Origin of the sequence: Pseudomonas caricapapayae (assembly GCF_001400735.1) — a bacterium.
Lineage (GTDB): Bacteria > Pseudomonadota > Gammaproteobacteria > Pseudomonadales > Pseudomonadaceae > Aquipseudomonas > Aquipseudomonas caricapapayae.
The window spans coordinates 125,202-137,385 of the sequence record NZ_LJPW01000144.1 but is presented as its reverse complement, the minus strand read 5'-3'; the positions used below and the strand labels follow the sequence as shown (position 1 = coordinate 137,385).

The following is a 12,184-nucleotide window of genomic DNA, read 5'->3' as shown; positions in this document are numbered from 1 at the left end:
GCTGTACATCCGCTTCGCACAATTTATACCGGTTTGCAGTGTCCTGATGTTACGCCGCGCGTACCACGTCACACGTACTGCGCGGCCGCATAGGCCGATGCCCAGGCCCACTGGAAGTTGAAGCCGCCTAGATGGCCGCTCACGTCGAGCACCTCGCCAACGAAATAAAGGCCGGGGGATTTCAGCGATTCCATGGTCTTGGACGACACTTCACGGGTATCAATACCGCCCAGTGTCACTTCTGCGGTGCGGTAGCCCTCGGTGCCCGCCGGTACGACCTGCCAGCCCGACAGCTTTTCAGCGATATCGGCCAGTTCGGCGTGGGTGTACTGCTTCAAGGGTTTCGACACGAACCAGTGTTCGGCAATCAGATTGGCCATTTTCTTGGTGAATATCTCGCCCAGCAGGGTTTTCAGTTCGCTGTTGGGACGCTCTGCCTGCTGCTGGCTGAGCCAGGCGGGCACATCGTGATCGGGCAGCAGGTTGATTTCCACGGTGTCACCGGGCTGCCAGAACGAAGATATCTGTAGAACCGCCGGGCCGCTGAGGCCGCGATGCGTGAACAGAATGTTTTCGCGGAAGCTGGTGTCATTGCAGCTGACCAGACAATCCACCGACGTGCCTGAAAGCTCGGTGCACAGTTCCTTGAGCTGATCGGTGATGGTAAACGGCACCAGCCCGGCGCGTGTGGGCAGCAGTGTGTGACCGAACTGTTTGCCGACCTGATAGCCGAAACCGGTCGCGCCCAGCGTCGGGATCGACAGCCCGCCCGTGGCGATGACCAGCGACTGGCAGTGCAGGGTGCCCAGCGTGGTTTGCAGGCTATAGCCGGACTCGGTCTTTTCGATCTGCTGTACGGAGGTGTCCATGTGCAGGCTTGCACCGGCCTGACGGCATTCCTCCAGCAGCATCTCCAGAATGTCGCTGGACTTGTTGTCACAGAACAGCTGGCCGAGTTTCTTCTCGTGATAAGGCACGCCATGCCTGGCGACCATCTCGATGAAATCCCATTGGGTATAGCGGGCCAGGGCCGATTTGCAGAAATGCGGGTTCTGCGACAGGAAGTTGGCCGGCTCGGTGTACATGTTGGTGAAATTGCAGCGTCCGCCGCCGGACATGAGGATTTTCTTGCCTGGCTTGTTGGCGTGATCGATCAGCATCACCTTGCGCCCGCGAGCGGCCGCGGTAAACGCACACATCAGACCTGCGGCGCCAGCGCCAATGATTACAACGTCAGTAACGGGCACAGCGTGGTTCCTCGATCTGTAGGTCACGATCGTTCCCATGCTCCGCGCTAAGCTATATACAAGCCTGTTTTTGATTCTGGCCGAAGGCCGTGGGAGCGAACTTGTTCGCGAAAGGGCCGGTATGTTCTCCGAAGATTTATCGTCTGAACTACCGTCTTCGCGAACAAGTTCGCTCCCACGCCCTACGGGCAGAAGCCTGAAAACCGTGTTTTCAGGACCTTCTGGCCTGTATATGACGCTTGGCGCGGAGTGTAGGGACTATCAGGGTCAACGATAAACTTTACAAAATCCGCACGCGCAACGACTTGCCTTTGATCTTGCCGTTGTTCAAGCGCTCCAGGGCCTGTTTGGCCATGCTGCGTTCGACGGCGACATAGGCCTGGAAGTCGAAGATGGCGATCTTGCCCACCTGAGTACCCGGAATGCCCGCTTCACCGGTCAGCGCACCGAGGATGTCGCCTGGACGCAGTTTGTCCTTGCGACCCGAACCGATGCACAGGGTGGTCATGGCAGGCAGCAGCTTGCCGCCTTCCTTGATGCTCAGATTGTCGTACTGCTGCCAGTTCAGCGGGGCTTTCTGCAATTCTTCGATGGCGCGGGCGCGCTGGCTTTCCGATGGAGCCACGAGGCTGACCGCGATGCCTTTCTCGCCTGCGCGACCGGTACGGCCTACACGGTGAATGTGAATTTCCGAATCGCGCGCCAGTTCGACGTTGATCACCATGTCCAGCGCGTCGATATCCAGGCCGCGTGCTGCCACGTCGGTGGCAACCAGTACCGAGGTGCTGCGGTTGGCGAACATCGCCAGTACCTGATCACGATCACGCTGTTCCAGGTCGCCATGCAGGCCGACAGCAGACATGCCTTTGGCGGTGAGATGATCGACCACTTCCTGAACCTGCTGCTTGGTAAAGCAGAACGCCACGCAGGACGTCGGGCGGAAATGACCAAGCACCCTGACCACCGCTTCCAGACGCTGTTCCGGAGAGATCTCGTAGAAAATCTGTTCGATCTGACTGTCGGCGTGCAGTGCTTCGACCTTTACGGTCTGTGGATCACGCATGAATTTCGATGACAGTTGTTTGATGCCCACCGGGTAGGTCGCCGAGAACAGCAAGGTCTGGCGGCGCTGCGGCGTCTGCTCGATGATGTCGGCGATGGCGTCGTAGAAGCCCATGTCCAGCATCCGGTCGGCCTCATCGAGGATCAGTGTATTCAGGCCGTCCAGCACCAGCGAACCCTTGCGCAAGTGCTGCTGAATACGCCCCGGCGTGCCGACGATGATGTGCGCCCCGTGCTCCAGCGAGCCGATCTGCGGGCCGAAAGACACGCCGCCGCAGAGGGTCAGCACCTTGATGTTGTCTTCCGAACGCGCCAGACGACGGATTTCCTTGGCTACCTGATCGGCCAGTTCGCGGGTCGGGCACATGACCAGTGCCTGACATCCGAAGAAACGCGGGTTGATCGGGTTGAGCAGACCGATGCCGAACGCAGCGGTCTTGCCGCTACCGGTCTTGGCTTGGGCGATCAGGTCCATGCCCTTGAGAATCACCGGCAGGCTCTGTGCCTGAATCGGTGTCATCTCGGCGTAACCAAGCGACTCCAGGTTAGCCAGCATGGCAGCAGACAGAGGCAGAGAATTGAAAGCGGTGTTAGTCACGACAGTGGACCTGCAAAACAAAAATGTCGCGTAGTGTATCACCCGCCAGTCAGACCTCACACTGACGATAAGGACGAGATCGGACGCAGAGTGTCCAGAGCGGCGTACCGACGCTGGAGCGTCGGTACGATAGGTGTGCGGGAGAACACCTGTCGTACCTCACGCTCCGGCGTGGGAATGCCTTTCGTGACGCTGTGCGTCACACGTTTGCGCCGCGCTAAGTAATCCAGGGCAAAAAAATCCCCGCTGTTGGGCGGGGTTGAGGTTCGAGCGTGGCAGCTCGCAAAGGTGTACAGCAAGGCCCGTCGCTGTGACGGGCCTGCCTTGCTTACAGCAGAATTGTACGGATGTCCGCCAGCAATTCGCTCAAGCGCTTGGTGAAGCGGGCAGCGGCTGCACCATTGATCACGCGGTGATCGTAGGACAGCGACAGCGGCAGCATCAGTTTCGGCTGGAAGGCTTTGCCGTCCCAGACTGGCTGGATGGTTGCCTTGGAAACACCCAGGATCGCCACTTCCGGCGCGTTGACGATCGGCGTAAAGCCAGTGCCGCCAATATGGCCGAGGCTGGAGATGGTGAAGCAGGCACCCTGCATGTCGTTTGCAGTCAACTTCTTGTTGCGCGCCTTTTCAGCCAGTGCGGCGGCTTCGGCGGCCAGCTGCAACAGGCTCTTCTGATCGACGTCGCGGATAACAGGGACCAGCAGGCCATCCGGGGTGTCCACGGCGAAGCCGATGTGCACGTACTTCTTGCGGATCACAGCCTTGCCGCTTGGTGCCAGCGAGGCGTTGAAGTCCGGCAGTTCCTTGAGCAGATGCGCGCAGGACTTGAGCAGCAACGGCAGCACGGTCAGCTTCACGCCAGCTTTCTCGGCAGCGCCTTTCTGCGCAACACGGAAAGCTTCCAGGTCGGTAATGTCGGCCTGGTCGAATTGTGTGACGTGCGGAATGTTCAGCCAGCTGCGGTGCAGGCCGGAAGCGCCGAGTTGCATCAGACGCGTCATCGGTACTTCTTCGATCTCGCCGAAACGGCTGAAATCGACTTCCGGGATCGGCGGGATGCCCGAGCCGCCGCTTGCGCCGCCAGCTGGAGCTTCCTTGGCCTTCTGCATCATGGTTTTGACGTAAACCTGAACGTCTTCTTTCAGCACGCGGCCGTGCGGGCCGGTGGCGCTGACGGCGCTCAGCTCGACGCCGAACTCGCGGGCCAACTGACGAACGGCCGGGCCGGCGTGAACTTTGGCACCGTCTTTTGCCGGTGCAGCTGGGGCAGGTGCAGCTTCTGCCTTGGGAGCCGGTGCGGCAGCCGGAGCAGATGCCGCCTCAGCCTTGGCCGGAGCAGCAGCCGGAGCGCTGGCAGCAGGCGCCGGAGCAGCGGCAGGCGCAGCGCCTTCGACTTTCAGTTTGAGGATCAGGTCGCCGGTGCCGACTTCCTGGTCCAGCTTGACTTCGATGCTCTCGACAACACCTGCTGCCGGAGACGGGATCTCCATGCTGGCCTTGTCGGACTCCAGGGTGATCAGCGACTGATCGGCCTGGATGCTGTCACCGACCTTGACCATCAGCTCGATGATCTTGGCCTTGCCTGACGAGCCGATGTCCGGCACGTGGATGTCCTGAACGCTGGCGCTGGCGGCTGGAGCGGGCGCAGCAGCGGCGGCAGGTGCCGGTGCGGCATCGGCCGGCTTTTCGGCTGCGGCAGGGGCCGCAGCGGGTTCGGCAGCAGGGGCAGGAGCGGCAGCCGCTTCGCCTTCCACTTCCAGCTCGAACAGTTCGTCGCCTTCTTTCAGACGATCGCCCAGCTTGACCTTCATGGTTTTGATGACGCCGGCCTTGGGAGCCGGGATTTCCATGCTCGCCTTGTCCGATTCCAGCGTCAGAATGCTTTGGTCGGCCTCGATGCGATCACCGACCTTGACCATCAATTCAATGACTTCGCCTTCACCGTTGCCGATGTCGGGTACACGAATTAACTCACTCACTATGTCTCTCCTTAGGAGAACCTGTTCACTCACGAATACGCCGGTTCAGTTACAACGAAACAGCGTTGGATGCTCATTTACGCTCGGTAAATTCCGCATCCTCGGCGCTGTTACGCCCTGATTGGCGCTCTTGAAGCAGACTCTTAGCAGTCCAGCGGATTGCGTTTTTCAGGATCGATGCCGAACTTCGCGATGGCTTCCGCCACGACTTTAGGTTCGATATCGCCACGATCAGCCAAGGCTTCCAGGGCTGCCAGCACCACGAAGTGGCGATCGACTTCAAAGAAGTGACGCAGCTTCTTGCGGCTGTCGCTACGGCCGAAACCGTCGGTGCCCAGGACTTTGTATTCCTTGGTTGGAACCCACTGGCGAATCTGGTCGGCGAACAGCTTCATGTAATCGGTCGATGCAATGACCGGGCCCTTGCGAGCGTTCAGGCACTGCTCAACATAGCTCAATTCAGGCTTCTGGCCAGGGTGCAGGCGGTTGTTGCGCTCTACCGCCAGACCGTCGCGACGCAGTTCGTTGAAGCTGGTAACGCTCCAGACGTCAGCACCGATGTTGAACTCGTCACGGAGAATCTTCGCCGCTTCGCGAACTTCACGCAGGATGGTGCCCGAGCCCAGCAACTGGACGTGGTGCGCCGCTTCCCTGGTGTCTTCTTCGAGCAGGTACATGCCCTTGATGATGCCTTCTTCCACGCCGGCCGGCATGGCTGGCTGGGCATAGGACTCGTTCATCACGGTCAGGTAGTAGAAAACGTCCTGCTGCTCTTCGAACATCAGACGCATGCCTTCACGAATGATGACCGCCAGCTCGTAACCGTAAGTCGGGTCAAAGGTACGGCAGTTCGGGATGGTCGACGCCAGAATATGGCTATGGCCGTCTTCGTGCTGCAGGCCTTCGCCGTTCAGCGTGGTACGACCGGCCGTGCCGCCGACCAGGAAGCCACGGGTGCGGCTGTCGCCGGCGGCCCATGCCAGGTCGCCGATACGCTGGAAACCGAACATCGAGTAGAAGATGTAGAACGGAATCATCGGCTGGTTGTGGTTGCTGTACGAAGTACCGGCAGCAATGAAGGAGGACATGGCGCCCGCTTCGTTGATGCCTTCTTCGAGAATCTGGCCCTTCTTGTCTTCGCGGTAGAACATCACCTGTTCTTTGTCGACTGGCTCATAGAGCTGGCCGACCGACGAGTAGATGCCCAGTTGGCGGAACATGCCTTCCATACCGAAGGTACGGGCCTCGTCCGGAATGATCGGAACGATGCGCTGACCGACTTCCTTGTCCTTGACCAGCTGCGCCAGGATGCGCACGAAAGCCATGGTGGTGGAGATTTCACGGTCGCCCGAACCGTCAAGGATGGCCTTGAGGGTGTCGAGTGGCGGTGTCGGCAGGCTGAAGCTCTGTGCACGACGCTGAGGCACGAAACCACCCAGCGCGGCACGACGCTCGCTCAGGTAGCGGGCTTCGGCGCTGCCTTCTTCCGGCTTGTAGAACGGCAGGGCTTCGAGTTCGGAGTCCTTGACCGGTATGTCGAAACGGTCACGGAAGTGACGCAGGCTGTCGACATCGACCTTCTTGGTGTTGTGCGCAGTGTTTTTCGCTTCGCCGGCACCGGTGCCATAACCCTTGATGGTCTTGGCCAGAACCACGGTCGGTTGACCCTTGTGGTTGACGGCTTCGTGGTAGGCCGCATAGACCTTGTACGGGTCGTGCCCGCCACGGTTGAGTTTCCAGATCTCGTCGTCGGACAGATCGGCAACCATCGCCTTGAGTTCAGGCGAGTTGAAGAAGTGCTCGCGGACGAACGCGCCGTCCTTGGCCTTGTAGTTCTGATATTCGCCGTCGATGACTTCGTCCATGCGGCGTTGCAGGATACCGTCGACGTCCTTGGCCAGCAGCGGGTCCCAGAAACGGCCCCAGATGACTTTGGTGACGTTCCATTGAGCACCACGGAACACGCCTTCCAGTTCCTGGATGATCTTGGCGTTGCCGCGAACCGGGCCGTCCAGGCGCTGCAGGTTGCAGTTGACGACGAAGATCAGGTTGTCGAGCTTCTCGCGACCGGCCAGCGCAATGGCGCCCAGGGATTCCGGCTCGTCGGTCTCGCCGTCACCCAGGAAGCACCAGACTTTCTGCTTGCCTTCCGGGATGTAACCACGGTGCTCCAGGTACTTCATGAAGCGTGCCTGGTAGATCGCCTGGATCGGGCCGAGACCCATGGACACCGTCGGGAACTGCCAGAAATCCTTCATCAGCCACGGGTGTGGGTAAGACGACAGGCCGTTGCCGTCGACTTCCTGACGGAAGTTGTTCATCTGGTCTTCGGTAATGCGGCCTTCAAGGAACGCACGGGCGTAGACGCCTGGCGATGCGTGACCCTGGAAGTAGATCAGGTCGCCGCCGTGTTCGTCGGTCGGGGCCTGGAAGAAGTAGTTGAAACCGATGTCGTACAGCGTCGCGCTGGAGGCGAAGCTGGAGATGTGGCCGCCCAGATCCGGGTCGTTCAGGTTGGTTTTGACGACCATGGCCAATGCGTTCCAGCGCACCAGCGAGCGAATGCGGCGTTCCATGAACAGGTCGCCAGGCATGCGTGCTTCGTGGGTGACAGGAATCGTGTTGCGGTATGGCGTGGTGATGGCGTACGGCAGTTGCGAACCACTACGGGTGGCCAGCTCGCCCAAACGGGTCATCAGGTAGTGAGCGCGGTCTTCGCCTTCTTTGTCGAGAACCGATTCCAGGGCGTCCAGCCATTCCTGGGTTTCGACGGGATCGAGGTCTTGCATGGCTTGCTCCAGGGCGGAAAGGCTTCCAGAATCGGTTGCCTGAGTTTGCGACTGGCCTTGTGGGCAGACGACATAAATTCTTGGATTACCGGAGGGTGGGATCCGGCGGTGTGTAGTTTTACTACAAATCGACGACGATTTCAGCCCTCCGAGTATCGGACCCAGTAGTAAAACTACAGAGAAGCGACTCAATCGCTCCTGTTGTCTTGTGACTTAAAACGTTACTGTTGATCGCTATTGAATATCTTGCAGGGAAAAAGCGGATTTTTATGCTTCTAATTTGATTTTTCCAGCAATTTATAACCTTTGTTCGACAAGCGGTGCTGGCAGACGCGTCTTGCCGTCATGACGGACGGGCGTTTGCACGCCGATCAAGGATAGACCATGAGCCTACCTTTACTGGCTGAATTTCCGGCCATTCTGCTGCCATTGATTGCCCGCGCCCGCCAGACGTTTCAGGCCGCGCTCTCTGCCTTGCCGGAGGACGCGCTGGCGTCTTTCGAGGCCTGGCCGGAGGCGCGCCTTACAGCGTTCGACCGGGTCTGCGCCGCCAGTGATTTTGTAACCGAACAAATCTGCCGCGACCCGCAGATGCTCCTGCAATTGGCCGATTCGGGCGAGCTGGAGCGTAGCTTCTCGGCCGGTCAGATGCGCAGCCAGATTGCCGATGCCTTGTCGAGCGCTGCCAGCGACGACGAATTGGGGCGTAATCTACGTCGACAGCGCGCACGCCAGCAAGTACGGATTATCTGGCGTGATCTGACCCGTCAGGCGAACCTGATCGAAACCTGTCGCGACCTGTCGGAAATGGCCGATGCGTCAATCGACCTGGCCTACCAATGGCTGTACCCACGGCATTGCCAGCAGTTCGGTACACCGACCGGTCGTCACTCCGGGCAGCCGCAGCACATGGTCATTCTGGGCATGGGCAAGCTTGGTGCGGTCGAACTGAACCTTTCGTCGGACATTGACCTGATCTTCGCTTACCCGGAGGGCGGTGAGACGGTAGGCACCAAGCGCGCGCTGGACAACCAGGAGTTTTTCATTCGCCTGGGGCAGCGTCTGATCAAGGCGCTGGACCCCGTGACTGTCGACGGCTTCGTGTTTCGTGTCGACATGCGTCTGCGGCCCTATGGCTCGTCCGGTGCGCTGGTGCTCAGCTTCAATGCACTGGAGCAGTACTATCAGGATCAGGGGCGGGACTGGGAACGCTACGCGATGATCAAGGCGCGTGTGGTCGGCGGTGATCAGGCCGCCGGTGCCGAGTTGCTGGCGATGCTGCGCCCGTTTGTGTATCGCCGCTACCTGGACTTCTCGGCCATTGAAGCGCTGCGCACCATGAAGCAGTTGATTCAGCAGGAAGTCAAACGCAAGGGCATGGCTGAAAATATCAAGCTCGGTGCGGGCGGGATCCGCGAGGTGGAGTTCATCGCCCAGGCCTTTCAACTGATTCACGGTGGCCGCGATCTGAGCCTGCAACAGCGGCCGCTGTTCAAAGTGCTGAAAACCCTTGAAGGGCAGGGCTATCTGCCTTCGGCCGTGACTGAAGAGTTACGCGAGGGCTACGAATTTCTGCGGTACACCGAACATGCCATTCAGGCTATTGCCGACCGCCAGACGCAGATGCTTCCCGACAACGAACAGGATCAGGCGCGTATTGCCCTGATCATGGGGTTTGCCGACTGGGCTGCCTTTCATGAGCGACTGATGTACTGGCGTGGCCGGGTTGCCTGGCATTTTCGTCAGGTCATTTCTGACCCCGACGCCGATCCGGACGACGAGCAAGATGAAGACGGCGACGTTGTGGTCGGTGGCGAATGGCTGCCCTTGTGGGAAGAGTCCCAGGACGAAGACGCCGCTGGTCGTCAGCTGTTGCAGGCCGGTTTCGTCGATGCCGAAAAAGCCCTGAAGAATCTGGCCAGCCTGCGCAGCAGTCCCAACCTGCGTTCGATGCAACGTCTGAGTCGTGAGCGGCTGGATGCGTTCATTCCCCGGCTGCTGGCTCAGGCGGTGGAGCATGAGAAGCCCGATCTGGTGCTGGAACGTGTGCTGCCGCTGGTAGAAGCGGTCGCGCGGCGCTCGGCGTATCTGGTGCTGCTGACCGAAAACCCCGATGCATTGCGGCAACTGCTCACCCTGTGCGCCGCCAGTCCGTGGATTGCGGAGCAGATTGCACGCTTTCCGTTGCTGCTCGATGAACTGCTCAATGAGGGTCGTCTGTTCAATCCGCCGTTGGCACCAGAGCTGGCGGCTGAACTGCGTGAGCGGCTGATTCGTATCCCCGAGGACGACCTCGAGCAGCAAATGGAAGCCTTGCGGCATTTCAAACTGGCCCACAGCCTTCGGGTCGCGGCGTCCGAGATATCCGGCAGCCTGCCGTTGATGAAGGTCAGCGATTACCTGACCTGGCTGGCGGAGGCGATTCTGGATCAGGTGCTGGCGTTGGCCTGGCGCTACAGCGTGGCCCGTCATGGCACGCCCTTGCGTCCGGACGGCACATTGTGCGATCCGGGGTTCGTGATCGTCGGTTACGGCAAGGTCGGCGGCATCGAGTTGGGACACGGTTCCGATCTGGATCTGGTGTTCATTCATGACGGCGACCTGCAGGCCGAGACCGACGGCACCAAGCCGATCGACAGTGCTCAGTTTTTCACCCGGCTGGGGCAGCGAGTGATCCATTTGCTGACCACACAGACCAACTCCGGTCAGTTGTACGACGTAGACATGCGCCTGCGGCCATCGGGCGCATCCGGGTTGCTGGTGAGTTCTCTGGGAGCCTTCGCCCGTTATCAGGCCAATGAAGCGTGGACCTGGGAGCATCAGGCGCTGGTTCGCGCCCGGGTGATGACCGGCAGTCGGGATGTGGGGGAGCAGTTCGAGAAGGTCCGTGCCGATGTTCTGGGGCGCGAGCGCGATCTGGACACACTGCGTGCCGACGTCAGCGAGATGCGCGCCAAAATGCGCGATAACCTCGGTACCCGCGTGACTGCGGCCGGGCGGGCGGTCAATGCCTTTGAGGCAGCGATGCCATTCGACCTCAAGCAGGACGCCGGAGGTATCGTCGATATCGAATTTATGGTGCAATACGCCGCCTTGGCGTGGTCCAGAGAGCATCCTGCGCTGCTGCAATACACCGACAACATCCGGATTCTCGAAGGGCTGGAAGAGGCCGGGCTGTTGCCTGACACCGACGCCAGCCTGCTGCGCGAGGCCTATAAGGCGTATCGCTCGGCGGCGCACCGTCAGGCGTTGCAGAAGCAGGCGGGCGTGGTCAGCGGCGATCAGTTTCATGCCCAGCGGCGTGAGGTGATGCGGATCTGGACGCAGATGGGGTTGAGCTGAGCCTCACGGTAACGCCATATTTCGATGCAACACTCTATAAAGCTATGACAGGGAGGCGACAGGTTGTGTGGGAATGTCACGCAGTCTGATCGGCCTCCCTGATCGTTTCTGGTCGTTTTTGGATAGAACATGAAAATTCTGATCGTTGGGCCGAGCTGGGTCGGTGACATGGTGATGGCACAAACGCTGTTCCAGTGTCTGAAACAGCGTCATCCCGAGTGCGAAATCGACGTGCTGGCCCCGGAATGGAGTCGTCCGATACTGGAGCGCATGCCGCAGGTCCGTGCTGCGCTCAGTTTTCCGCTGGGCCACGGTGCGCTGGAACTGGCAACCCGTCGCCGGATCGGCAAGTCCCTGGCTGGCCAATACGATCAGGCTATCCTGCTGCCCAACTCGTTGAAATCCGCGCTGGTACCGTTTTTCGCCGGTATCCCGAAACGTACCGGCTGGCGTGGCGAGTTCCGTTACGGTCTGCTCAATGACGTGCGCACCCTCGACAAGCAGCGCTATCCGTTGATGATCGAACGGTTCATGGCCCTGGCTTTCGAAAAAGGCAGCGAACTGCCGCGTCCTTATCCCCGCCCCAGTCTGCGTATCGACCCGGCGACCCGCGAGGCGGCCTTGAGTAAATTTGGTCTGAGCCTGGATCGTCCGGTATTGGCGCTATGCCCCGGTGCGGAGTTTGGCGAATCCAAGCGTTGGCCCGCCGAGCATTACGCACAGGTCGCTGACGCCAGTATTCGCGAAGGCTGGCAGGTCTGGCTGTTTGGTTCGAAAAAGGACCATCCGGTAGGTGAGAGCATTCGACAGGAGTTGATTCCCGGTCTGCGCGAGGAGTCCGTCAACCTCAGTGGCGAAACTTCGCTGGCCGAGGCCATTGATCTGCTCTCGTGTGCCGATGCCGTGGTGTCCAACGACTCCGGCCTGATGCATGTGGCCGCCGCCCTGAACCGCCCGCTGGTGGCCGTCTATGGTTCGACCTCGCCAGACTTCACGCCGCCGCTGGCCGACGAGGTCGAAGTGGTCCGGCTGGGCATCGAATGCAGCCCGTGCTTTGAACGCACCTGCCGTTTCGGTCATTACAACTGCATGCGTTTGCTTGAGCCGGACGCTGTGATTCAGGCGCTGACCCGTCTGAACAGCACGCCGGTGGAGGTTGCCTGAT

General features: G+C 60.0%; 6 protein-coding genes. 2 read left to right on the top strand and 4 right to left on the bottom strand.

All coding sequences use genetic code 11. From position 1 onward, the window contains the following. Positions 1-68 precede the first annotated feature (68 nt). The 4 genes from ALO80_RS20650 to aceE form a co-directional block, all read right to left on the bottom strand. Positions 69-1,247, bottom strand: a complete 1,179-nt coding sequence (locus ALO80_RS20650; RefSeq protein ID WP_055010339.1) for a BaiN/RdsA family NAD(P)/FAD-dependent oxidoreductase — start codon at positions 1,245-1,247, stop codon at positions 69-71. Between the two features lie 280 nt (positions 1,248-1,527). Continuing rightward, positions 1,528-2,907 (bottom strand): ATP-dependent RNA helicase DbpA, encoded by a 1,380-nt coding sequence (gene dbpA, locus ALO80_RS20645; RefSeq protein ID WP_082427220.1) that lies wholly within the window; start codon positions 2,905-2,907, stop codon positions 1,528-1,530. Positions 2,908-3,235: 328 nt separating this feature from the next. Further along, positions 3,236-4,888 carry a dihydrolipoyllysine-residue acetyltransferase gene (aceF, locus tag ALO80_RS20640; protein ID WP_055005437.1) on the bottom strand — a complete coding sequence of 551 codons (1,653 nt, stop codon included), beginning with the start codon at positions 4,886-4,888 and terminating at the stop codon, positions 3,236-3,238. Between the two features lie 143 nt (positions 4,889-5,031). Continuing rightward, entirely contained in the window at positions 5,032-7,677 is a 2,646-nt protein-coding gene (gene aceE / locus ALO80_RS20635; RefSeq protein WP_054986102.1) for a pyruvate dehydrogenase (acetyl-transferring), homodimeric type, read from the bottom strand. Positions 7,678-8,061: 384 nt separating this feature from the next. Between aceE and glnE the strand changes: the two genes are divergently transcribed. Continuing rightward, entirely contained in the window at positions 8,062-11,019 is a 2,958-nt protein-coding gene (gene glnE, locus ALO80_RS20630) for a bifunctional [glutamate--ammonia ligase]-adenylyl-L-tyrosine phosphorylase/[glutamate--ammonia-ligase] adenylyltransferase (RefSeq protein WP_055010338.1), read from the top strand. A gap of 129 nt (positions 11,020-11,148) precedes the next feature. After that, positions 11,149-12,183: a lipopolysaccharide heptosyltransferase II gene (gene waaF, locus ALO80_RS20625; RefSeq protein WP_055010337.1), complete on the top strand. Its 1,035-nt coding sequence runs from the start codon at positions 11,149-11,151 to the stop codon at positions 12,181-12,183. Position 12,184 lies beyond the last annotated feature (1 nt).